Origin of the sequence: Cohnella herbarum, from assembly GCF_012849095.1 — a bacterium.
GTDB lineage: Bacteria > Bacillota > Bacilli > Paenibacillales > Paenibacillaceae > Cohnella > Cohnella herbarum.
Window position 1 is genome coordinate 82,919 of sequence record NZ_CP051681.1, and the last position, 21,972, is coordinate 104,890.

The 21,972-nt window shown below is 45.0% G+C and carries 28 protein-coding genes; 7 read left to right on the forward strand and 21 right to left on the reverse strand.

The genetic code is table 11. The annotated features are described in order from the left end of the window. Positions 1-16: 16 nt before the first annotated feature. The gene (locus tag HH215_RS35470) at positions 17-436 is read left to right on the forward strand and encodes a universal stress protein (RefSeq protein WP_169284759.1); all 420 of its coding nucleotides are present in this window, start codon (positions 17-19) and stop codon (positions 434-436) included. Positions 437-466: 30 nt separating this feature from the next. Beyond that, positions 467-1,804: an MFS transporter gene (locus HH215_RS35475; RefSeq protein ID WP_169284760.1), complete on the forward strand. Its 1,338-nt coding sequence runs from the start codon at positions 467-469 to the stop codon at positions 1,802-1,804. 1,302 nt (positions 1,805-3,106) lie between these two features. Here HH215_RS35475 and HH215_RS35480 read toward each other — a convergent pair. From HH215_RS35480 to HH215_RS35495, 4 genes are all read right to left on the reverse strand, one after another. Continuing rightward, the gene (locus HH215_RS35480; RefSeq protein WP_049868164.1) at positions 3,107-3,322 is read right to left on the reverse strand and encodes a hypothetical protein; all 216 of its coding nucleotides are present in this window, start codon (positions 3,320-3,322) and stop codon (positions 3,107-3,109) included. A gap of 30 nt (positions 3,323-3,352) precedes the next feature. After that, a complete protein-coding gene (locus HH215_RS35485) occupies positions 3,353-3,676 on the reverse strand; it encodes an ArsR/SmtB family transcription factor (protein WP_169284761.1) in 324 nt (107 codons plus the stop codon). Positions 3,677-3,724: 48 nt separating this feature from the next. Continuing rightward, on the reverse strand, positions 3,725-5,485 hold the full coding sequence (locus HH215_RS35490) for a SulP family inorganic anion transporter (protein ID WP_169284762.1): 1,761 nt from the start codon (positions 5,483-5,485) through the stop codon (positions 3,725-3,727). Positions 5,486-5,660: 175 nt separating this feature from the next. Beyond that, positions 5,661-5,990, reverse strand: coding sequence for an ArsR/SmtB family transcription factor (locus tag HH215_RS35495; RefSeq protein ID WP_036684721.1), 330 nt, complete (start codon positions 5,988-5,990; stop codon positions 5,661-5,663). Positions 5,991-6,843: 853 nt separating this feature from the next. Between HH215_RS35495 and HH215_RS35500 the strand changes: the two genes are divergently transcribed. From HH215_RS35500 to HH215_RS35515, 4 genes are all read left to right on the forward strand, one after another. Beyond that, positions 6,844-7,854: a ketoacyl-ACP synthase III gene (locus HH215_RS35500; RefSeq protein ID WP_169284805.1), complete on the forward strand. Its 1,011-nt coding sequence runs from the start codon at positions 6,844-6,846 to the stop codon at positions 7,852-7,854. Between the two features lie 130 nt (positions 7,855-7,984). Next, on the forward strand, positions 7,985-8,659 hold the full coding sequence (locus HH215_RS35505; RefSeq protein WP_169284763.1) for a carbonic anhydrase: 675 nt from the start codon (positions 7,985-7,987) through the stop codon (positions 8,657-8,659). Continuing rightward, positions 8,580-9,257 carry a cytochrome ubiquinol oxidase subunit I gene (locus HH215_RS35510; RefSeq protein ID WP_248551623.1) on the forward strand — a complete coding sequence of 226 codons (678 nt, stop codon included), beginning with the start codon at positions 8,580-8,582 and terminating at the stop codon, positions 9,255-9,257. Before HH215_RS35505 ends, HH215_RS35510 begins: the two co-directional genes overlap by 80 nt. 12 nt (positions 9,258-9,269) lie before the next feature. Continuing rightward, complete coding sequence (locus tag HH215_RS35515) at positions 9,270-10,286, forward strand: cytochrome d ubiquinol oxidase subunit II (protein ID WP_049868173.1); 1,017 nt, start codon at positions 9,270-9,272, stop codon at positions 10,284-10,286. Positions 10,287-11,153: 867 nt separating this feature from the next. On the opposite strand, the gene HH215_RS35520 is transcribed toward HH215_RS35515, so the two are convergent. From HH215_RS35520 to HH215_RS35595, 16 genes are all read right to left on the reverse strand, one after another. Beyond that, a complete protein-coding gene (locus HH215_RS35520; RefSeq protein ID WP_049868174.1) occupies positions 11,154-11,537 on the reverse strand; it encodes a DUF302 domain-containing protein in 384 nt (127 codons plus the stop codon). Between the two features lie 20 nt (positions 11,538-11,557). Then, complete coding sequence (locus HH215_RS35525; RefSeq protein ID WP_169284765.1) at positions 11,558-12,133, reverse strand: class I SAM-dependent methyltransferase; 576 nt, start codon at positions 12,131-12,133, stop codon at positions 11,558-11,560. Positions 12,134-12,208: 75 nt separating this feature from the next. Continuing rightward, the gene (locus HH215_RS35530) at positions 12,209-12,607 is read right to left on the reverse strand and encodes a rhodanese-like domain-containing protein (RefSeq protein WP_310735628.1); all 399 of its coding nucleotides are present in this window, start codon (positions 12,605-12,607) and stop codon (positions 12,209-12,211) included. Next, positions 12,576-12,992 (reverse strand): rhodanese-like domain-containing protein, encoded by a 417-nt coding sequence (locus HH215_RS35535; protein WP_084781442.1) that lies wholly within the window; start codon positions 12,990-12,992, stop codon positions 12,576-12,578. Before HH215_RS35535 ends, HH215_RS35530 begins: the two co-directional genes overlap by 32 nt. Positions 12,993-13,072: 80 nt before the next feature. Beyond that, a complete protein-coding gene (locus tag HH215_RS35540; RefSeq protein ID WP_049868177.1) occupies positions 13,073-13,384 on the reverse strand; it encodes a rhodanese-like domain-containing protein in 312 nt (103 codons plus the stop codon). Between the two features lie 33 nt (positions 13,385-13,417). Beyond that, the gene (locus HH215_RS35545) at positions 13,418-13,684 is read right to left on the reverse strand and encodes a metal-sensitive transcriptional regulator (protein WP_049868178.1); all 267 of its coding nucleotides are present in this window, start codon (positions 13,682-13,684) and stop codon (positions 13,418-13,420) included. Between the two features lie 69 nt (positions 13,685-13,753). Then, a complete protein-coding gene (locus tag HH215_RS35550; protein WP_372490924.1) occupies positions 13,754-14,230 on the reverse strand; it encodes a DsrE/DsrF/DrsH-like family protein in 477 nt (158 codons plus the stop codon). Positions 14,231-14,354: 124 nt separating this feature from the next. Continuing rightward, on the reverse strand, positions 14,355-15,146 hold the full coding sequence (locus tag HH215_RS35555; protein WP_169284766.1) for a sulfite exporter TauE/SafE family protein: 792 nt from the start codon (positions 15,144-15,146) through the stop codon (positions 14,355-14,357). Between the two features lie 307 nt (positions 15,147-15,453). Further along, the gene (locus tag HH215_RS35560; protein ID WP_084781444.1) at positions 15,454-15,681 is read right to left on the reverse strand and encodes a sulfurtransferase TusA family protein; all 228 of its coding nucleotides are present in this window, start codon (positions 15,679-15,681) and stop codon (positions 15,454-15,456) included. Positions 15,682-15,695: 14 nt separating this feature from the next. Next, positions 15,696-16,817, reverse strand: a complete 1,122-nt coding sequence (locus tag HH215_RS35565) for an MBL fold metallo-hydrolase (protein ID WP_049869724.1) — start codon at positions 16,815-16,817, stop codon at positions 15,696-15,698. Between the two features lie 49 nt (positions 16,818-16,866). Continuing rightward, the gene (locus tag HH215_RS35570) at positions 16,867-17,262 is read right to left on the reverse strand and encodes a DsrE/DsrF/DrsH-like family protein (RefSeq protein ID WP_049868181.1); all 396 of its coding nucleotides are present in this window, start codon (positions 17,260-17,262) and stop codon (positions 16,867-16,869) included. Positions 17,263-17,287: 25 nt separating this feature from the next. Next, a complete protein-coding gene (locus HH215_RS35575; protein WP_084781446.1) occupies positions 17,288-17,869 on the reverse strand; it encodes a sulfurtransferase TusA family protein in 582 nt (193 codons plus the stop codon). 155 nt (positions 17,870-18,024) lie between these two features. After that, entirely contained in the window at positions 18,025-18,684 is a 660-nt protein-coding gene (locus tag HH215_RS35580; protein WP_049868182.1) for a thioredoxin domain-containing protein, read from the reverse strand. 19 nt (positions 18,685-18,703) lie between these two features. Continuing rightward, complete coding sequence (locus HH215_RS35585; RefSeq protein ID WP_169284767.1) at positions 18,704-19,261, reverse strand: TlpA family protein disulfide reductase; 558 nt, start codon at positions 19,259-19,261, stop codon at positions 18,704-18,706. An 18-nt stretch (positions 19,262-19,279) separates the two neighbouring features. Continuing rightward, positions 19,280-20,002, reverse strand: a complete 723-nt coding sequence (locus HH215_RS35590) for a cytochrome c biogenesis CcdA family protein (RefSeq protein WP_049868184.1) — start codon at positions 20,000-20,002, stop codon at positions 19,280-19,282. Further along, the gene (locus HH215_RS35595; RefSeq protein WP_169284768.1) at positions 19,995-20,594 is read right to left on the reverse strand and encodes a hypothetical protein; all 600 of its coding nucleotides are present in this window, start codon (positions 20,592-20,594) and stop codon (positions 19,995-19,997) included. The genes HH215_RS35590 and HH215_RS35595 overlap by 8 nt, the downstream gene beginning before the upstream one ends. Positions 20,595-20,850: 256 nt before the next feature. On the opposite strand from HH215_RS35595, the gene HH215_RS35600 reads away from it, so the two are divergent. Further along, entirely contained in the window at positions 20,851-21,612 is a 762-nt protein-coding gene (locus tag HH215_RS35600) for a C40 family peptidase (RefSeq protein WP_248551621.1), read from the forward strand. A gap of 18 nt (positions 21,613-21,630) precedes the next feature. On the opposite strand, the gene HH215_RS35605 is transcribed toward HH215_RS35600, so the two are convergent. After that, positions 21,631-21,867, reverse strand: coding sequence for a hypothetical protein (locus tag HH215_RS35605; protein ID WP_169284769.1), 237 nt, complete (start codon positions 21,865-21,867; stop codon positions 21,631-21,633). Between the last annotated feature and the right edge of the window lie 105 nt (positions 21,868-21,972).

Sequence of the window (21,972 nt, forward strand, 5' to 3'; positions counted from 1 at the left end):
AAGGGGAGAGATGAATATGTATCAACGTATTTTACTCGCTGCTGATGGGTCAAAAAACTCGATTCGGGCAGCCCAGGAGGCTGCGAAAATTGCATCCTTGATTCCAGATTCCACCGTTGAAATCCTATTTGTGGCGGACTTATCCAAAATTAAAAGTGAAGTCTTGCATTCTCAAAATCATGAGGAAATAGAGTTGAAACGACATCAAAAGTTGCTTCCTATTGCAGAACAACTTTCTGCTAAAAATGTCAATCATGAAACAAAGATTATTACTGGCGATCCTGGTCCAGCTATTGTGGAATATGCAAACAATGAGAAAGTGGACTTGGTCATTATTGGAAGCCGCGGGCTAAATGCCTTACAGGAATTTGTCTTGGGCAGCGTAAGTCATAAAGTGGTTAAGAGAGTACTGTGTCCAGTTATTGTTGTAAAATAATTGATCCCAAGATGTTGGGAGGGAGTTTGATTGAAAAGCAGAACAACAATATTGATAAGTATTGTACTCGCCCTATTCGTAGCATCAATGGATACCACGATTATGAATACAACAATGCCAATCATAGCAAAGAGTCTTGGCGGGTTTGAATTTTTTGCTTGGCCGTTTGCCTCTTATATGATCGCAAGCACCGTGCTCGCTCCAGTTGCAGGCCGATTATCAGACTTGTTCGGCCGGAAACGAGTCTTTGCTTTTGGAATTATTTTATTTTTAATCGGTTCTATACTGTGCGGTGTGTCGCAAACGATGGTACAGCTTGTTATTTTCCGTGGAATTCAAGGTATCGGTGCTGGCTTCATGATGCCTTTTCCAGCTATTATTGCAGGCGATCTATTTTCCATTCAACAGCGCGGAAAAATTCAAGCCTTGGGGACGTCAATGTGGGGACTGTCTGCAGTCATCGCACCGCTATTAGGCGCATTTTTCGTGGAGTATATGACATGGAGATGGATTTTCTTTATAAATATCCCGATTTGCATTCTAGCGTTGCTCACTTTATTACCATATAAAGAGGAGTATACTCCCAAAAAAGCACGTATCGATTATATCGGCGCACTTTTGTTTACGATTGGAGTCAGTGTGTTGCTTCTGGCAACTGTCGTAGATAGCAATCAAATCCTCTATGTCAGTGTTGGCGCAATATTCATTATCGCCTTTTACTTCTTTGAAAAAAAGCAAGCATCACCACTCGTTCCCCTTTCCATTGTTAAAGATAAAACGATTCGCTGGATGAACATTAACGGTTTCCTTGGTTGGGCGGCCTTATTTGGAACCGCAAGCTATATCCCGTTGTTTCTACAGGACATAACCAAACTCTCCGTTTTCCAAAGTGGCATCGCATTACTAGGAACTGCCCTTGGTTGGCTTTCTGCATCTGTTCCGGCGGGAAAGTGGATTTTGAAATTTGGCTATCGCCGTCTGTTTATTATTGGAAGTATTCTGCTCGCTACTTCCGGAGTCTTCCTCGCTTTTTTGCACGATGGAAATGGATTTTGGTATGTATTTTTTGTTTTGATGATTCAAGGTTTCGCTTTCGGTTTATTATCGACAACAGGCGTTATCGGCGCCCAGCAGCTTGTTGAACCGCATGAAAAAGGAATTTCAACTTCATTTATGATGTTTGCTCGTAACATAGGAACAGCAATAGGCGTAACGATCATGGGGGCAATTCTGACGAGATCAGAAGATTTTATGAGCGGAATCCATCACATATTTTTGTACGGATTGATCGGAAGTATGATTGCCCTACTTACTACATTTTTTATCAAAGATCGTACCGCGGACACTGTACCCGAAGGAAAGATATAAGCCCTTCTTATTTCTAGGGGTAGTACCAGCGAAGTGTCAGTTATCCAAACTCCAAAAGTGGAATCCCTTGTTAAATAAGGGCTTCCACTTTGTTTACATGTATTTAATGTAAAACGTAATCGTTGGTTCCTAAAATGGTCAGAACCGGAACAATGGTGTTCAATTAATGCTTATTCCCCTTATTATTTACCGGTAAAATTAAAATAGAACTCTAAGTTCTAATACCAAAAAACAGATTCGGAAACTTAAAGAAAATATTCACGGGGTTATGCCTATAAGTGCCATACTGGGGCAAGTGTCAACATTGTATCGGCGCTTTCCTTACGTGAGATAAAGTTGCCCGGACGGTGGAACCCGGACCAAACTCAACTACCTGTTGTTTAAGTGAACGCAATACGCATAATTCGTAAATCGCGCGATCGGAGTTCATAATTAATATAGATACAAAACTTTCATTTATCAGAATGTTCCTCTTCTTTTCGCTTCTTAGAATGAGTCTTGTTTGTCTTCAAGATAACAAAAGAACAGATGATTAAACCAAAATAAACAACACTAACCATCAAAATTCCAAATCCATTGGAGCTCAAAATCGACCTCCTTTCTATATTGAATAAATGATTCGAAGGTCAGCGTCCCACCACTTTTCTCAGGGTAGTCATTCGAACTCCTTATGCTACTGGACAAGGCAATCACACCCAACCGCTTACATTACATCCTTCACATGAATAGCTAACTATTCATCTGGTCGATCCCATTTTTTAGAATACGCTTTACTAGTTGCCCATATGGTAATCCATATAATAAAGGCGGCTACTCCAATAACCGCGATATAAACAAGCAACATACTGACACCTCCAGATTAATACCATCGGTTTGACTACGACTTGATAAATAAATACACTATAATTCCCAGTGCAATAAAGGTAATAATAAAGTTGAAGATCAAAAAGACATCACAAGCTTGTTTGCTTAAATAGAAGATACGATTGTTGGAACACTTTTCTATTATCCGCCCGACAATCATGGCAACCTTTTGATTTCCGATATTGTCCAGAAACCGTTGTTGTCGAAAGAACATGAATAGCCTTTGAGATACACGTGACCTTCTGACAAGTCAAACAAAAAACTTTATTTTTTAAATCGTTCATAATCTTCTCCTCTCGCTTAAGTTGTTTAGCGAAAACCGTTATCGTTTTTTCCAAGAAGATAGCCGAAAGGTTGTTTCAAGCAAGGTCGAAACTTCCATATACTCCTGTAGTCGAAACGAACGGGTAACCATATCAAGCAGCTCCTTGTTTCATCTTAAAGAGGATCTCTATAAGCAAAAAAACCAATTTTTCTCCCCTGATATAAAATGTTTTGTTCTGGAATGTGTAGTTGTTTCGCCTTTTCCAAAGCAAATACGACGCTCTCGCAATAACCCGTACAGTATCCAAATTCTTGACGAATGCCGGTCGTTTGCTTCAAAAGAATGATCGAGAACCCCTCTCCCTTTTGCTGAATATGAATTTGACTCATTTCATACACTTCCGATCTGACCCTTGCTGTTCAATGAGTCCTGATATCAAGTATGTCAATCACGCTCATTAATTGGTTGTTAAACATGTTTTTGGTCATGAAGAGCAGATCACATATAAGAGGATCTTGCACCGAATAGACGACGCGAGTTCCAACCTTCATTCCTATTACGAGATGCTTCGCTTTTAAAATACCTAAATGTTGGGAAACCGCAGAACCTTGACTTTGTAAACGCGTTTGAAGCTCATTGACACCTTTCGGTCCTTCACATAATAACTCCAAAATCTGCAATCGCAGCGGATGAGCCATGACCTTAAAAACATCTACTCTGTACTGCTGAAGTGCAAGTTGCATTCCCATTCACCTCATTTCGTCTTTGGGGCGACTCCGAGTGAGAATAGGTTAGGTCCTTGATGGATCTGGCTTCAAGCTGGTGATTACTTCTTTTTGAGACTCCTTGTTTGATAACGCCGCGCATTCACGGAAAGCGAAATGTTTACAACCTAGACATTTATTCAAATCCAGTTGCAATAGCGCGAAGTTAAGTGCCTCACCGGTATGTCCAAAAAAATGTTCAGCCCCAATCAGCGTATACAACCCTGTTCTCTTCAATACATCCAAAGGCTGAGCTTGAATTCCGGATACAAGAATAATCCCGCCAAACTTCTCGAAATGTTTCACCAAACTGGACAGATTCGATTCACCTGTCGTATCCATAAAAGGTACTTTTCCCATGCGCAGCAGCAATACTTTCGGCCTAAGATGAATCGTATCCATAATGGACTTTTCAAACATGTTCGCGGCGCCGAAAAAGAGAGGGCCTTCGATGGTATAGATCCCGATTTGTGGACAATCGTGGCCTTCGGTTACCATGTGGGCTTTCACTTTTTCATGTTTAGCTGTTGGGTCAGGCAATACCTTGGAAACCAGTAAGCCATCACTCATTCGTTTCACAAACAGAATTACGGCCAAGATTAATCCGACTTCAACGGCAGTCGTTAAATTTGTAAAGACCGTAAGCAAAAAGGTAATGAGAAGGACAACGGAATCGCTCGTTTTGGTTTTTAAGACGTGAGCGAATTCTTTTCGTTCGCTCATGTTCCAAGCAACCAGCATCAGAATCGGTGCCATACTAGCAAGTGGGATCTCCGATGCATAAGGTGCAAACAAAATGAGCACCAGCAATACAACAATGCCATGTATAATACCCGACAGAGGTGAGACCGCACCGTTTTTGATATTGGTTGCTGTTCGTGCAATGGCTCCTGTCGCTGGAATGCCTCCAAAGAGAGGGGTTACCATATTGGCGACACCTTGCCCAATCAGCTCACGATTGCTGTTATGACGACTGCCGGTCATGCCGTCGGCAACAACCGCCGATAATAAAGATTCGATGCCGCCCAACATGGCAATAATAAAGGCGGGGCGAATCAAGTTTTCAATGCGATCCCAGGTTAGATCAGGGAAATGAAAATGGGGTAGGGTGCTTGGAATAGCTCCAAATGACGATCCAATCGTTGCAACTTCCCCTTTAAAGAATACGGTCGCCACTATAGTGGATACGACGAGCCCTACCAAGGAACCAGGGACCTTCGGTAGAAACTTCGGCGTTAGGAGGATGACAGCCAAGCAAACCACCGCTGTGATAACACTGTAGAGATTTGTAGTTGTGAGATGCATTACAATTTCCTTCATATTTGGTAGAAAATTCTCATGCTTCTCGATACCGCTCAAACCTAAAAAGTTGGCAATTTGTCCGCTGAAGATTATGACGGCAATTCCAGCGGTAAATCCGATGGTTACAGGGCGAGGAATAAATTTTATCAATGCACCGAGTTTAAATAGCCCCATGAGAACGAGAATAATTCCCGCCAAAAATCCCGCAAGCAATAAATTTTCGTATCCATATTCCATGACAATTGCGAAAAGGATCGGAATAAATGCACCGGTCGGTCCGCCAATTTGAAATTTAGAACCTCCGAACAAGGAAATACAGATACCGGCAACGATGGTGGTATAAATGCCATATTCCGGTTTTACACCAGCCGCAATAGCAAACGCCATCCCTAATGGAATGGCGATAATGCCAACAATGAGGCCTGAAATGAGATCCTTGCGGAATGCGGCTGCATGGTATCCTTCAAATCTTCCCATCCATTTCATCTGAACTACCTTCTATTCTTCATATATTTGATTATTTGAATATATATGAAATGTTACTCCTGTCATCGAATAATGTCAATCGTAATAATCTCGTGTCGCTTCGCATGTTTCCGGCTGCAAAACGAAAAAACAAGGTGATCCTTGATGTTGCTCATGGATACCCTTGTTTTTCAGTTTAAGATTCATTTCGAATGACCTCAAGTAATGAAATGGCATCAACGAGATGATTATCGAAGATCTGCTTTGTGACTGCGAGCAGGTCTTTAATCAACGGGTCACGTAACGAATAAATGACAGAAGTACCATCTTTTAAGCCCGTCACCACATTTTTATTTCGCAATACTGCCAACTGCTGAGAAACGGCTGAACCTTCTGATCCTAAAATACTCTGTATCTCATTTACGTTTTTATCTCCTTCACTCAGAACCTCCAGGATACGAATCCGCATGGGATGCGCCAGCGCCTTAAAAAAATCGGCTTTAAACTGTTGGATATTTTGATTCATGGCTAACGCCTCCTTAATCACTATACTTTTGAATATATGAATATCATAACACAACTTCACCCAAAAACATTCTGGAAAGAAGGGCATACCGGAGCATGGATTGTGATTTGGTTGCAACTCCTATATAATACACATTATATTCAAATATCTGATTATTTGATTAAAAGAACATAAGGAGTGGGTACGAATGCCGGACTCTACGAGTAATAACTCATCACATCAAGATTCGTCATCCTCTCACGAATTGACTACACCTTTCATGCAGGTAAGCAGACAAACCGTCATAACAATGGGGATTCATGCGTTACATGAGATTGGGTCCAATTCCATTTGTAACGTTTGTATCGCCAATGGAGGTTCCTGTTGTCAAGGGTGTCGACATCTTGTCAAAGGTATTGGATGCCAAAAACGAAATGCAAGTTGTACGGCATGGTTATGCGGGTTTTTAAAGTTCTTTTTGTATGAAACTGGTCTACTACGAGAATGGAATGACTTTTGGGAGCAAGTCCCGGGACAAGATTACCGTGAGGACTTTACGCCAGAGGTCTTTTATGTGACAAAGTCGTTATACCTTCCGGATCTTCGCAATTTGAGTGAGGCTCTTGCTACTGATCTTCATGAACTGGCTAAATCTCACATTGCGATCGGGTTTATCCTAACCCTACGGGAAAAAATCGATAAACAGATTGATCAACTCCACGAGTGTCAGCATAATCGGAAAAGGAAAACCAAAATAAAACGGAATATAAAAATGTTATCCAGTTCTTTCCACCGTTTTCAAAAAGAACTTCATGAATATCGACAAAAATTTCCGATTTCGTAGCAATTTCAATAAGGATGAAGGGTGGGAATATTGGTGTTTCATTCGCGTATTACAGCCATTGGAACGTATGTACCCCAACGAAAACTGACAAATGATGATTTGGAAAAGATGGTGGATACCAGTCATGAATGGATCGTACAGCGGACAGGCATTCATGAACGACGTATTGCTGAGCGAGACGAATTTACCAGCGATCTCTGTATAAGTGCAGTCAGGAATCTCGTCTCTCGGTATAACAAGACAATCGAGGATGTGGATTTTATTATTGTTTGCACCACTACACCAGATTTTCCTTTTCCTACAGTATCCTGCTTAATTGAAGCCCATTTTCAAATTCAAAACGCTGGTGCGATTGATATTAGTGCCGCTTGTGCTGGATTTACTTATGGACTTATCATGGCTCATGGCTTGATTGCTTCTGGATTGCATAGGAAGGTTCTGGTCATTGCCGGTGAAACGCTGTCCAAAATTACAGATTATTCGGATCGTACAACCTGCGTCTTGTTTGGCGATGCCGCCGGTGCCGTTCTCGTGGAAAGAGATGACCAGTTTGAGGGATTCGTCAGTCATCATGTTGGCTCCGATGGCACAGGTGGGGTCCATATTTATCGGACAGGGCTTGCCAATAGACTCGGCGAGCAAAAGTTGTGCGACAACAATTGCATTGTCCAAAACGGAAGGGAAGTATTCCGTTGGGTGATGCGAACAATACCCAATTCGATTCATCAATTGATGAACAAAAGCAGTCAGACAATAAACGATGTGGACTGGTTTATTCCCCATAGCGCGAATTTGCGACTGATTGAGCCGCTTTGTGAGAAACTGGAGTTCCCTATAGAACGTACGTTGCATAGTCTAACTCACTTCGGTAATACATCGTCTTCAACGATCCCCCTTTCACTCGATTTAGGGATTCGGAGTGGGAAAATCCGTGCGGGAGATAAAGCCTTACTGTATGGGTTTGGGGCTGGGCTCGTGCATGCGGGCGTCCTCGTAAGGTTACAGCTTGATCCTGTCGTTAACGAACCTCTTCCATTATAAATAACGATTATATGTAGCGGTGGCACCTTATGAAGGTGCCTCTTTGTTTTAGTGGGAATAAATCTTGCGAAGGGAGGGAACAGATAAGTTAAATATTCAAAAATTCAAATATTTATTGGAGGCCCTTGTTGTGTCATTAAAGAAGTCCCGCAGCCTGCTCTGTTTGGTTGTATGGATGTGTTTGCTGTCCAGCACAGGATGTCGTTCATTGAACCAGCCTGCTTTCAGCGAAAAGATAAAGCAGGAAATGAATCCTGTGCAAGCGATTCGTCTGTTGGAAGAAGGAAATCAACGATTTGTTACGGGGCATTTAGCAGAAAAACATGTCATTCGAAATCGGAGGCAGCTTATCTCCGAACAAAAACCGGTCGCTGTCATCATAAGCTGCTCCGATTCACGAGTAGCACCGGAAATTGTGTTCGATCAATCACTGGGGGATCTCTTTGTGATTCGCGTTGCTGGAAATATCGTGAATGATGATGTCATAGGAAGTGTCCAATATGCAGTGGATCATTTACACGTTCCGATTGTGTTAGTTTTAGGGCATGAGAACTGCGGCGCGGTTATTGAGGCATTACAAAGAAGGAGGCATCCAGCTTATTTACAATCCATTGTTAATAAGATTGAACCGGCTGCTGAAAAGGCGATATCCGCTGGCATATCCGAAAAAGACATAATTGACCGGGCTGTAATTGAAAATGTCAAAATGGTTGAGGATGAACTACTTGAATACCCGGCATTCAGGTCTCATTCTGGCTGTCGCGACCATTTGGATCGGAGATGGGTCCGCCAAATTTCTGGCTAAGGTACAGCCCGAAAAGTTGGCTGCCGCTGAATGGCATTTCGAAACCGGAAATCGGGTTTCTTTGATTGTAGGAGGTCATTTGAACCCGGACACGTTGGAAGTAACCGGTGCAATTGAAATCCCATGGGGGCTCAGCTTTCTCGCCACAGGCGATCCGAATGGAACCGTAGTGGGGTTGAACGATTTTCCAAGATCGGAATGGCCGCCGCTATATGTCCATTATTTGTTCGATTCGATGGTCGGCATCGGCTTTTATTTACTTGCTATTCCTGTTCTGTTCCTGACTATCAACAAAATAAAGCGCTGGAATGCCTATAATCGATGGCTCCTGACCGGGATTGTTGCAGGAGGGCCATTATCCCTTCTTGCCATTGAACTGGGATGGTTTTATGCCGAGGTGGGAAGACAACCCTGGATTATCAGAGGATATATGAAAGTTTCAGATGCGGTCACAACAAATCCCAACGTTGGTGTTACGTTTTGGCTTTTTGCCGCACTGTATGCGCTTCTCGGCGTCATTTGCTTATTCGTCCTTGGTCGATTGTTCCGAAACAAGCCTGCGGAAATGGAACTAGAGGAAAGGCGTATTATTTTGTAGAGGAGCATGGAGATGTCGTTGGAGCAGCTTGGAATTACGGTGCTTTGGGTGTTTTTGTACGGGTATTTGATCGTTGCTTCGATTGATTTCGGCGCTGGTTTTTATGCTTATTACGGCAGAGTCATCGGAATCGAGTCCGTTATTGGGCCGCTGATTTCCCGATATTTGTCTCCCGTCTGGGAAGTAACGAATGTGTTTCTGGTCTTTTTCTTCGTAGGTATTGTCGGTTTTTTTCCGGACACTGCTTACTACTATGGTACCGCTTTGTTAATCCCCGGAAGTATTGCGCTAATCTTGCTTGCGGTCCGAGGATCCTTCTACGCATTTACGAATTACGGGGCAAGAAAAAACAATCTTTACTTACTTGCTTACGGATCCACGGGATTACTGATTCCGGCTGCGCTGTCAACAGTTTTCACCATATCGGAAGGAGGTTTTTTGTCTTTTGAAGGCCACTCCGTCCACTTGTTGATGGAGGAGTTGTTTTTTAGTACCTATTCCTGGGCGGTGGTTCTGCTAGCCATTTCAAGCGTTCTATTTATAAGTTCTTCTTTCCTTACTTATTACGCGGCGCGTGCTGAAGATCGAAAGGCGCTGGAATGGCTTCGCCGGTTTGCACTCTGGGGAGGCATTCCGACCATCATCTCCAGCTTATTTACGTTTATGGCGTTGCGAAATCATAACCGAGACCATTTCCTAAACACATTGGATGTGTGGTGGATGTTTGGCTTGTCTTTTATTTGTTTTGCGATTGCGGTGTGGTTCATCTGGCGCAGGCATCGATATGGATGGGCGTTTATCTTGGTTATGGCCCAGTTCGCCTTTGCCTTTTTCGGTTACGGACAGTCACATCTCCCGTATCTTCTCTATCCCATCTTGACATTAACCGGCGGCGTGACCAATCCAGTGATGGGGCGTGCACTGGTTGCAGCATTCACGGCGGGGCTGCTGTTGTTGATACCGGCATTGATATTGCTGTTACGCTTGTTTTTATTCAATGCAGACTATGTAAAGGGGAAAATAAGATGAATCTTTTTGATCGACAAGACAAATGGCTCATGTGGTTATGTTTTGGAATTGCCTTTTTGCTTTTCTTATCGTCGGTTCGATATTTATTTTAACCGGCAAATATATAGGTTTGGCACTTTTTTTGTGCATTGTGCATAGAGCTCAGTTCCCTGCACGTCATGGGGCGATACGTCCGCTCAGCGATGCCACTCTCATCTTAAAGACAAGAGCACCGGGTTTTCCCTGTAACCATCGAAATACTCCTTTATAAGCAAGAAATTTCGCTTTGATTGTCATCCATAGTCATATGGGACTGCCGCTAGACATCAAGCTGGCTTCCCTGGTTTCAAGCATCTATATTTTGCTCAGTGCGCACAGCCATGACTGAATCAAGCGGCCAATTCGCAAGAACAGGCCTTCATTATTCAATCAGGGCCAGCGTTTCATTCGTCGGCCGAATCGATCGAATCGGGTCGACTCATCACCTTCGAGCATCGGCTGGTGCCCGTACTGGATACAGCACTCCTATGCTGCCATGGAAGCTGACAATTAAGGATTTGTATTGCATCATTCCCACCAACCCTGAGCTGTTTACAATGGAGCTCGAAGGCAGTGACTTGCTGCCCCCCTGCCCGTATCCATTGTGTGTAGAGAAAAATGAGCTTCCTCCGTCGATCGGGGAAGCTCATTTTTCAATCAATTGACCAGACTAGCCTTCCTGCTTTGAAGTTCATTCATACTTACTTTACCCCGTTTAGCGCTTTGTAATTGGCTAACGGCAGCTTTCACTTCGAAGACGTATACCGATCCAACAAGGCGAAGGCCCGCCGTCCCAGCCTTTTCTGTTCATCTAACTCAAGCGTTCAGTAGCAGTTGTATGGATGTGGCTCAGATGCTCTTATCAACACAAGCAGTCAAACGCTTCTCGATGTCGGAAGCAATGTTCATCAAGGCCTCATTCTCCACAAGTCCAATGAGAGCCGTTGGCTTCGGCATGCCGATCTTGGTCCTTTCATTCTCCACATACACAGCCAGTTTGCAGGGAAGGAAGTATCCGACCAACGCATTTTCGGACAAAACCCGCCTGGCCTCCACTGGGTTGCAGACCTCGAGAATCTGATACGGCATGTCGAATTCGACGCCTTTCTCGTTCAGCTTCGCCTTCATATCCAGTTGCCATAGGACGCCGAACTTCTCCGCCTTCAAATTTTCCGTCAGTGCTTCAACCGCCTGCTCAGGTGTTTTGGTAGTTTCAACTGTATAATGGAACATCGTTTACAACTCCCTTTACATCATTTCTGTACGACCAGAACGTAATGTGCGCCGGTGGGGTGATCCGTTTCCAGTATGGTAAAACCGGCTTGCTCAAACGAGTGTGTCAACTCCTCGGAGCCTATTCGATGGTGCAGCGGCGGCCCTTGATCCGTCTCCTGCTTTTCCCACTCTAGGCATGCACACCGGCCGCCTCTGCGAAGGACCCGGTGAATCTCAGACAAAGCCTGTTGAAGCGGCTCCGCTTCATGCAGGACCAGGGACGCGATGACACGATCCACCGACTCTTCCTCCAGAGGAATCTGCTCAAGCCGGCCTTCGATGGTCTGAATATTTTTTATCTGCTTCTGTTTCGTCTTGCTGCGAATAACCTCCAGCATCATGGGCTCGATATCCAAGGCAAGTATGGTCCCACTTGTTCGCTCTGAAACAGGGATGGAAAAATACCCCGTGCCAGCTCCAAGATCCAGAATAGTTGCTGACTCGTTCTCATTCAGGGCCAGCTTCTCTAGCAAAGATTCCGGGGGAAGAACAGCCTTACGTTCGGGACTGTCGAGTTTAGCCATATTTTCAGGATTAAAGCGACGCTCGTGCATGGGATTGTCCTCCATTCATTCACTAAAATACTTTAACCGTTTTTATCCTTGCCCTAAACCACGCTCACCACTCGTTTACTTGCTTGCCAGTTTACCTTTCCAAGCCCCGATGCCACCTTGCAGATGGGCGATCTCCTTATGGCCGTTCTTCAACAATATTTTTGCCGCACTTTTACTACGCATACCGCTGCGGCAATAGAGCAGCACGTCACGATCCTGGGGAATCTCGGAAAGCCTTCGGGACAATTGCGAAAGAGGAATATTCTTCGCATCGGCAATATATCCGCCTTTATATTCATTCGGTTCTCGGACATCGATCACCAGCGGTTTGCCGGGTTTGCCCATATGGCTCTTAAATTCCTCTGCGTTAAGGTTTCGGAGTCCTTTGGCCGGTTTAAAGCGCGAATATGCAAACCACACGACTAGCACAAGGATTCCGATATTAATGATTGTACCTGTGTCCAAAGATTCCACATCCTTTCGTATTCACTTGTTTGCCTGTCGGCTGAAAAAAATCCCCCTGCGCGGCACACAGCTGCCGGAAGCCGCGCTTATGCAGGATGCGGGCTGCTTTATTACTCTGATAGCAACTTGAGGACAAAATAATGACGGAGTCGTCGTTAGAGAGCTCTTTATGCCACACATAAGGCAGACGTCCGAGCGATATATTGATCGAGCCGGGAACATGCCCATGCAGATAGTCCGATGCATCCCTGACATCGAGTATTTTCACACTTGACTGATTTCGTGCTTTCTCCAATTCATGACAGGGCACATATTGGAAAGAAGGAACGGGCCAAAAGCCGCGCAGGACCCACAGGATCACGGCTCCGGCAAGAATATACAAGAGTGTTATCATATGAAGTCCTTTCTACAGTACTGCGACAGCTGAATAATGACACAGCTGCCGCAGACCATGGTTATTAGAGAGGCAAAACCTCATACAAGCTTTTCTGTCCAGGCGTTCAATCCGCCGGTCATATTTACGACGTCGAAGCCCTTCTCGCTTAGCAATTCACACGCAAGACCGCTGCGATTGCCGCTACGGCAGATGACGATCGTCTCTTTCGACGGATCAAGTTCTTTTAGCCGCTCGGTGAGCTGTCCAAGTGGAATGTGCTTGGCGCCTGCGACATGGCCGGATGCCCATTCGTCGGGCTCCCGGACATCAAGCAGGTTCAGCTTCTCGCCATTCTTTAACCTTGCGGCCACTTCTTGCGGCGTTGTTGCTTTCGGAATTTTGAATGCCATGTTTTTCACTCCCTCAGATTGTTAGTTGTTGTATTAGCGGCTCTTAACCAGAAGCTCCACAGCTTCTTTGACCATCTTTCCTGTATCGTTACCGGCAGCATGTTCCGCCATGATGCATTGCTGCAAATTTTCTGCAACGATCTGCGCGATAGCCTTGTCCGATGCGTTGCGAACGGCGGACAACTGTGCCACAACTTCTTTGCAGCTCTTTCCTTCCTCCATCAAACGCAGCACCCCGCGGACTTGTCCTTCGATTCTGCGCAGCCGGGTTTTGATTTCGTCCGTGTATTCGTAGTTCATGTCCAACAACTCCTTATACGAGTATGGGTATAGTATAAAGGAAAAAATTATAAGTTCATATACGCTTGTTCAAATGAATAAGTTTACCTTTCCGTTCGCGGCGTCACCCAGATATGCGGCTACTCCTGCATACTCCAGACCATCGATCAATTCTTCCTGTTTCAGACCGAGCAAGTCCATCGTCATCGTACAAGCGACTAACTTAACGCCTTGTTCTTGAGCCAGTTCAACCAGCTCGGGCAACGACAATGCTTTGTGCTTTTTCATCACATGCTTGATCATCTGGGGCCCGAGGCCGCCGAAGTTCATTTTTGACAAACCCAGCTTCTTCGCGCCGCGCGGCATCATCCATCCGAAAGCTTTTTCAAGAAGGCCTTTGTTTGTCTTTATCGGTTCGTCCCGGCGAAGCGCGTTTAATCCCCAGAACGTGAAGAAGATTGTCACCTCGTGATCATAAGCCGCCGCTCCATTCGCAATAATAAACGCCGCGATTGCTTTATCCAAATCGCCGCTGAAGAGCACGATTGTCGTTTTATCTTTTTCCAATTCCAACGTCACATACCTTCTCTCTCATAATATTTACTCATACCCCTATAGGTATATTAACGGACAATAATAAAGAATGCAACCCTTCTGCCGCGGCAAATGTTTGCAGATACGATTAATGCATTCACAAAATGGACGACCACACTTTAATGGCCGTAAGTGCGATCAGGACGACCAAACCATATCGAAGTACCTTTACATTGATTTTCGAACTGATCATCGTGCCGATCGGTGCTCCGATCAAACTGCCGATGACGGTATATACCGTCGCCCACAGAGGGATATCCCCGCCCGTGATTTTTCCGATGACGCCTCCAACGGCCGAAATAAAAACGATCGCGAGCGAGGATGCAATCGTTGTGCGCGTGGGAATTTTGAGCACGGTGAGCATAATGGGAATTAAGATAAACGCTCCGCCGGCCCCTACGATTCCAGAAACGATACCTACTACAAATGCCGCAGTAATGGCGATGATTTTGTTGAAACGGAGGTCATCCGTATCTTGTTGTGTCCCCCTGTTGGGTATTAGCATTAGCACGACCGCCAGTACCGCAAGGATGCCGTAAATCAGGTTGATGACATCTCCGTTCAACATACCCGAAACAAAGCCGCCGACCAGGCTGCCGACGAGGATGCTGCACCCCATATAAAGGACCAACTGTTTATTGACGACGCCCGTTCCGCCCTTTTTGCTTTTTTTCCGGAACGCGATAACACCAGCAAGTGAAGCGAAAAAGACCTGAAACATGCTGATGGAGGAAACTTCGTGGGCTGTAAAGTGTGCCGCACCGAAAAGGGATGGAATATACAGTAGGAGGGGATAATTAATAATTGCGCCACCAATACCAAGCAACCCTGAAAAGAAAGAGCCGACCAGACCGATGAGCACCATGACAATGAGCAGTAAGAAATCCATGACACCCTCCTGTCGTAAAGTTTTCTCTAATGCGTGACATCAAGTTGAATACAGGTTATAATTAAAACCAAGTAAACTTATCAGAAATAAGGTGATCCGATTGCTTCAACATTTAAAAAGCTTTTTCGAAGATAAATGCCCGGTGTGCAATCAAAGACTGCAAGCGAAAATCGATATGGCTTGCAGCACGAAAACTTGCCCCCATGGCCATTATACCGAAGAAAGTTACTGTTCCCTTGGCATCACTATCGTATATGACGAGGCGAAATAAGCGGGCCCTTCCGGGCCCTTCCGGGTCCCGCTTTTTTTATACTTTGCGAACGTAAAATTTATAAACGCCGTCTTCTTCGACGTGCTGAATGAGTTCGTGTTTCGTCTGTTTAACCCAGGCTTGAAAATCATTGACGGAGCCTTTGTCTGTAGACAGGACCTCCATAACTTGACCTTGTTGCAGACTATCCAAGGCTTTCTTCGCCTTAACGATCGGCATCGGGCAGGCCATACCTTTCGTATCTACCGTGATATCTGTATTCACTTTGATGTCCTCCTTTATTTATCATGAACCGCACAGCGGTTCGGACCAATTTCCATCTCGCGTTGCTCGTCTTCGTTCGGTGTAATCTTACCCATATTCGTTTGTCGAATCTCCTGATAGGCGTTCGGTTGAGGCGGCAAATTCACGGTTACCGTCCGCCGGAACGTCTCCTCGTCTTTAATGTTCAAGCCCGGATTGTCGCGGTAGAGATCTGACAATCGGGCCATGACGCGGCCGCCATCTCCAAGCTCCGTCACTTTGCCGAAGTGGGCAGGCAGTACGATCAAATCCTGAGCCAAGCCTTTGTAACGGTTGTACAAGGTGTTGCGAAGATCGCCGACCCAGTCCTCTGCTTTGCCGGCCAAGTCCGGGCGGCCGATCGATTCGATGAACAGGATGTCGCCCGTAAGCAGATATTGATCATCCACGATAAACGACGTGCTTCCGATGGTGTGACCCGGCGAGTATATAGGTTGAATTTTGATCTTGATATTCCCTACCGAGATCTCACGACCTTCTTCCAGTTTCTCATATTGGAACGTTACTTCTGTCGCGTCCTTGGGCGGCAGCCAGTACGTTGCACCTGTTTGCTCCGCCAATTTGCGCCCGCCGGAAATGTGGTCCGCGTGCAAGTGCGTGTCCAGCGTATGTTTAATGGCCGCTCCCTGTTCCTCAGCGAAGCGTTCGAATACATCCGTCATTCGGAGCGTATCGATTACAGCTGCTTCACCGCTGGAAATGACCATGTAGGAAAGACAGCCTTTTCCGATCCGCACGAACTGGTACAGGGAGCCCCCGTCTTTCAAATCTCCGATTTTCACCGGCTCCAAATGCTCGCTCCAAGATTTCATGCCGCCTTCCAGATAAGAGACGTTAGTTCTTCCTGCTCCAACCAATTGTTCTGCCACGAATTTGGACGAACCTTCCTTGGCGCATACCACAAGCAAAGGTTTGTCGCTTGGAATTTGGTCTAGCACTGGATCCACGCCGTCAAGCAAATCAAAATACGGAATGTTGATTATCTCGACGCTCTCTCCTTCCACTTTCCAATCGTCGAAGTCACTTTGATTGCGCACGTCGAGAATGAAGAGTTCTTTTTTGTTCAGAACGATTTTCGTCAGTTCTCCCGCTGTCATCGGGCGGAGTCCGGTTGCAGTAGTCAATGTTGATTCCCCCTTTGATGAATTAGAACGTCAAGGACACGTTTGCGTCCTTCGCGAAATCCAGGAATGTGACGGCGCCGCCGACTTCGATTCCTTCAATGAAATCCTCTTTCTTTAAGTTCATGACGTCCATCGTCATTTGGCAGGCGATGATTTTCACGCCCATTTCCTGCGCCATATTCACCAGTTCCGGGATGGAAGGAATGTTGGCGTTCTTGAAGCCTTCCGCAAAATATTCTTTGCCTGCCGGCAGCGGAAGCTGGTGATGGACCTGCTTGTGAATCAGGTTCAGTCCTTCGAAGGTGAAAAAGATGGCTACCTCCGCGTCGGTTGCTGCAGATGCCGTCGCGATGTTGAAAACCTTATAGGCATCGAACATTCCACCATTGCTTGCGATAATCGCTACTTTCGTGCTCATTTTAAACGACCTCCTTGGTCCATGATTAGATTTGAAAGTTCTTTTCTATCGGTCCGGACCACCCAGACATGCCGGGCTCCACGTTTTTTACGTTCTTGAAACCCTTCTCGGACAGCAACTGGCAAGCCAGATCACTGCGCGTGCCGGTACGGCATACAACATGAATATCATCTTCGGTATTCAGCTCGCCTAGGCGCTCTTCCAGTTCCCCAAGCGGAATGGAGACGGCGCCAGGAATCCGGTTAAACGCATATTCGGCAGGCTCGCGAACATCGAGAACGGTTACGCTGCCCAGCTTTTTCTCCAGCTCATCATTGGTCACGGTGTGAGGATATTTTTTCTCTTCCTTGATCTCATCCGCGCTCGATTTACGGATAAAGTGCTTAAGCACATCGCCATTCTGAATCGTGCCCAAATAGTGATGGCCGGTATTCTTGGCCCAGCCCTGAATGTCCGCCAGTGAACCTTTATCGGTTGCCTGAACCTCGATGACCTGCCCGGAATGCAACTGATCCATCGCTTTCTTGGTTTTGACGATAGGCATGGGACAGGCCAAACCTTTGCAATCGAGCGTCTGATCTGCTTTGATTTCTGAATGTGCAGTCAAATCGTAACCCTCCTATATTGGTGTTTTGCCGGGGCTTACATATCCTGTACGAGTTTACCCTACGGATTCACATAATATAATTACTCATACCCCTATAGGTATATTACATCCTAAAGAAAGGCATTGTCAACAGGGGAGAATAGTTAACTTCAGGGTTATGACTGTGAGTCCCCGCTGACTATCCACTTTATATTTACACTCTTGATCCCATATGGCGCTAAGGTATGTTCCAATACAATCTTCATCTTTTCCTGATCCAATTCTGCTTCCGAAGGATGAACTAGAATCGTCACCTCGCCAATCCCTTGTTCAAAATGCACCCCTTCCAGAGCAGAAGACGGCGGAAACGGGTTATCATATTTATCAATACGAGTATTTAACAGTTGCCCAATAGCTGTAATTCGAGGTGCCTTAATGGACGTTTTATTCACATAGAAAGTCTCGACTGGCACTGCCATACCGTTCTGATATAAATAAATAACATAGGTTTCTGTAATTTCCTGGTTCTCAGGAAGATCGTCTGATGACCGCAACGATTTGTTATTGACTTGTCCGATGATTCGGAGCGTTTCCTCTGTCTCTTTGAAGCCCTCGAACCGATATAACTCTTGGTTGCTTGCGTCTACAAGAAGCGTAGTCGGATTTGTCTTGATCCGGTAATGGTTCGCGAGGTCGGGATGAACATCCACATGTACGACTTCATAAGAAAGTTCATCCTGACATATTTGAACTTCGCGAAGCACATTGTTCATAGATCTGCCTAATGGGCACGCCGACAACGTAAACAACATCATTTTTTTAACGGGCAAATTCATGTTGAACACCTCTTTTCCATTATTTGATTTTGGAAACAGCTTCTTTCATGGTGTCATAATTGATAGCTCCTTGATATTTCTCGCGAATAACTCCGCTGGAGTCTAACAGATACGTAGTTGGATACGCGACGACCTGATACGTCTGCATGATCGTTCCTTCCGAATCTAATAAGATAGGAAATGTCAAGCCATAGTCTTTAACAAATGACATAACTTTGTCCGTTTTCTCCTCCGTCGGTGTTAAATTAGCCCCTAAAATGACGACGTCTTGTTGGTTATAGTCTTCATAAAACCGCTGCATATGGGGCATCTCTACTCTGCAAGGCGGACACCAGGTTGCCCAGAAATTAATAAGTACTGTTTTTCCTTTATAATCGGATAGCTTGACAGGATTGCCTTGCAAATCATTCAAGGTAAAATCCGGCGCCTGTTGTCCCTTTTGAATGCCCACTTTAATATTCTGGCCTGCGGATTCCCTGACAGAAGTCCCTTCAGACGATTTTTTTTCATAATAATCATAAGCCCCATAAGCAACAAGCATAACGAGGGCAATGATGGCAATCACACTTTTCTTCATCTCTATTGATCCCCCTTGTTAGAATGTAATGTCCCAAAATGTATATTGAGAAAGCCAAGCACTGATCTTTTGCAATTGGCCGGTAAATAGCAGCAGTCCCATTCCAATAAGAAGCCAACCGTTAATTTTCGACAGAAGAGGCATCCATCGATTCATTTTTTTCATCATGCTCATCGAATACGTCAACAACCACGAAATCAATAGAAAAGGAACTCCCAACCCAAACGAATACACGGCCAGCATCCCTATTCCGTTCCACAGTGTCTCCGTAGATCCGGCCAGAAGCAAAATAGACGATAACGCCAACCCAACGCATGGACTCCAACCTGCTCCAAACGCCACACCAGTAAGAAGCGAACGGATTATGCCGCGGCTCGCAGTTGGTTTGGTTTGCCACGTTCTACCGGACATCAGCAGACGAAAATTTAGAAATCCGGCCATTTGCAGACCAAACACAACAATCAACAGACCGCTTATTCTTTGTACCAGCTCGCGTTCTTGCGCGAAGAAGCGTCCAATGAAGCTTGCAGACGCACCCATCGTAATAAAAATCAGACTAAACCCCACGATAAAACTAAACGCCTGAAGGCTCAGATTCCACCGATTCACGACAAGTTTGCCATCTTGAAAGGTAGAGCCTGTTAAATGGGAAATATAAGCGGGGATAAGCGGAAATACGCAAGGGGATAAAAAAGAAAGCATCCCCGCTGCAAAGGCTACCAGGATTGTAAGATTATCCATGAGGACCTCCTTTCTGTTGCTTTTCATCCAACCAGGACCATCCTGTTAAACACGCGGCAGCCAATAGAAAAATGATCTGCTGTTTACTGAAGGACAACAACCATACCGGACGATCGGCAACCAGAAACGAAAGCAACACATTTCCGATCGAAAACCAAACGGCATGGTTTAATCCACTTCCCGAATCGGATCCTTTTTGAGAAACCAATAATGAGATCAGGAGAAGAACAGTCATTCCAGCGTTTGCTGTATGATACAAGGAAGACTCCTCGCCTGTAATAAGCAACAACAAGTGATAGACCAACCAGCCCGATAAAGTAAACCAAATCCCCATATCGATCCACATTTTGACGCTTAAATTTTGTTTCGAATTTCTGTACCAGATATAGGAAGCCGTAACCAGACTTGCTATCCATCTTCCGCGTTCCCCACCATCAAAATAAAGTAAAGACATGGGTTGTGTGATCACATCTATGGGATAAAAGATCAGAAAGCTTCCTTTCCAAACGAGCAACCACAGCCAGAATGCATTCGCTGCATCGGACAAGTATATCCGACGCTCCAAGCTGCCTCTAAGCCGATACTGCAGCATCAACCAGCCTCCCGCTCCATAACTCAGATAAAGAATCAGTTGCCCATTTAGAACGAAAGATCCGATCTGTATATTTTGCAATTCTCTTCACCTCCTTCTCACGTAAAGCCTAATCTTCTTCTTTAAAGAAATGATAAAGCTCTCCATTGGGGGAAATTACCTCCAAGTCCAACTAACCTCCTGTGATAGGCTTTGCTTAAACCGTTAGCGCATCCTTTTCGCTACGGTAAATTACAAAACTACAGGAGGTATTACAATGCTGAAGAAAAAAATGACCTTGTCTTTACTCGCTTCTGCTCTAATTTGTGGCTCAATTATAGCGGGACAACCTACGGTTTCGGCCGCGGGTCAAGAAGGAATCATCGAAAAAAGTGTTAACTTTCGTGAGAAGCCTTCCCTAAGCGGTGACCGCATTCGTTATCTAAAAGCCGGTGAACATGTCGATATATTGGAACAAGTAAATCAGTATTGGTTTAAAATCAAGGACCTGCGTGGTCAAACTGGGTACGTAACCACTCAAAGTCAGTTCATAAAAACGAATGGTTCCGTTACGGACAAGCCTGCTGAACCGGTATCTGGGACGCCCAAGAGCATTATTGACGCGGGTATGAAGTACTTGGGAACGCCTTATGTATTCGGTTCAAGCCGTTCCAATACCCAAACGTTCGATTGTTCTGATTTCGTCAGACAAGCCTTTAAAGATGGAGCCGGAGTTATTCTTCCAGGGAATTCAAGAACCCAGGCTGCTTATGTAAAGAAAATTGGAGCTACTACGACAAACTGGAGGGAGCTGCATCCTGGAGATATTATGTTCTTTATGTCCTACGAGGGGAGTAAAAGTAGTGACTACTCCGGAATCAATAAATCCTCGCAGCGAATTACCCATAATGGAATCTATCTAGGAAATGGGAAAATTCTGCATACGTATTCCGAGAAATCGGGCGGGGTTCGAATCGATCAAATTGAAGGGAAGCATTGGGAGTACCGATTTGTATTTGGCGGAAGCGCTATAAAATAGATGTGTAAGGAAGGGATGCTATTGTCCCTTCCTTTTCAAACTATCAGAATTGGAAATTTGAAGCATCTTCCTTCTCACGATTTCAGGTTCCAGTTCTATACCTGCACATAGCACTTCAAACCAAGCCGTATTCAAAAAAGCAAGCGCTTCTTGTCGGTTTTGAAAATTCTTCCCTCCTTTCTTTGGTCTGGGGGATATATCCAAATAGGTCAATATCAATATTTCACAGATCAAAGTCCGATATCCTTCATTCATCTTAAACGACCTCCTAAGCACCGTGCTTCAATACTATCGGAGGGGTGTTAAGTTTTAATAAAGCTAGGTTTGGCAATGATTGGTTTGCCTATACTACTATGTAGG

What these genes read in the sequence shown, in the direction of transcription:
- HH215_RS35545 (WP_049868178.1), bottom strand. Translation starts at nt 13,684, where the DNA reads ATGAACTACGAATACACGGACGAAATCAAAACCCGGCTGCGCAGAATC.
- HH215_RS35535 (WP_084781442.1), bottom strand. Translation starts at nt 12,992, where the DNA reads ATGATAACACTCTTGTATATTCTTGCCGGAGCCGTGATCCTGTGGGTC.
- HH215_RS35540 (WP_049868177.1), bottom strand. Translation starts at nt 13,384, where the DNA reads ATGGCATTCAAAATTCCGAAAGCAACAACGCCGCAAGAAGTGGCCGCA.
- HH215_RS35595 (WP_169284768.1), bottom strand. Translation starts at nt 20,594, where the DNA reads ATGCTGCAGTATCGGCTTAGAGGCAGCTTGGAGCGTCGGATATACTTG.
- HH215_RS35600 (WP_248551621.1), top strand. Translation starts at nt 20,851, where the DNA reads ATGCTGAAGAAAAAAATGACCTTGTCTTTACTCGCTTCTGCTCTAATT.
- HH215_RS35490 (WP_169284762.1), bottom strand. Translation starts at nt 5,485, where the DNA reads ATGAAATGGATGGGAAGATTTGAAGGATACCATGCAGCCGCATTCCGC.
- HH215_RS35515 (WP_049868173.1), top strand. Translation starts at nt 9,270, where the DNA reads ATGTCGTTGGAGCAGCTTGGAATTACGGTGCTTTGGGTGTTTTTGTAC.
- HH215_RS35495 (WP_036684721.1), bottom strand. Translation starts at nt 5,990, where the DNA reads ATGAATCAAAATATCCAACAGTTTAAAGCCGATTTTTTTAAGGCGCTG.
- HH215_RS35520 (WP_049868174.1), bottom strand. Translation starts at nt 11,537, where the DNA reads ATGTTCCATTATACAGTTGAAACTACCAAAACACCTGAGCAGGCGGTT.
- HH215_RS35525 (WP_169284765.1), bottom strand. Translation starts at nt 12,133, where the DNA reads ATGCACGAGCGTCGCTTTAATCCTGAAAATATGGCTAAACTCGACAGT.
- HH215_RS35470 (WP_169284759.1), top strand. Translation starts at nt 17, where the DNA reads ATGTATCAACGTATTTTACTCGCTGCTGATGGGTCAAAAAACTCGATT.
- HH215_RS35580 (WP_049868182.1), bottom strand. Translation starts at nt 18,684, where the DNA reads ATGAATTTGCCCGTTAAAAAAATGATGTTGTTTACGTTGTCGGCGTGC.
- HH215_RS35485 (WP_169284761.1), bottom strand. Translation starts at nt 3,676, where the DNA reads ATGCAACTTGCACTTCAGCAGTACAGAGTAGATGTTTTTAAGGTCATG.
- HH215_RS35585 (WP_169284767.1), bottom strand. Translation starts at nt 19,261, where the DNA reads ATGAAGAAAAGTGTGATTGCCATCATTGCCCTCGTTATGCTTGTTGCT.
- HH215_RS35570 (WP_049868181.1), bottom strand. Translation starts at nt 17,262, where the DNA reads ATGAGCACGAAAGTAGCGATTATCGCAAGCAATGGTGGAATGTTCGAT.
- HH215_RS35605 (WP_169284769.1), bottom strand. Translation starts at nt 21,867, where the DNA reads ATGAATGAAGGATATCGGACTTTGATCTGTGAAATATTGATATTGACC.
- HH215_RS35590 (WP_049868184.1), bottom strand. Translation starts at nt 20,002, where the DNA reads ATGGATAATCTTACAATCCTGGTAGCCTTTGCAGCGGGGATGCTTTCT.
- HH215_RS35480 (WP_049868164.1), bottom strand. Translation starts at nt 3,322, where the DNA reads ATGAGTCAAATTCATATTCAGCAAAAGGGAGAGGGGTTCTCGATCATT.
- HH215_RS35565 (WP_049869724.1), bottom strand. Translation starts at nt 16,817, where the DNA reads ATGACAGCGGGAGAACTGACGAAAATCGTTCTGAACAAAAAAGAACTC.
- HH215_RS35555 (WP_169284766.1), bottom strand. Translation starts at nt 15,146, where the DNA reads ATGGATTTCTTACTGCTCATTGTCATGGTGCTCATCGGTCTGGTCGGC.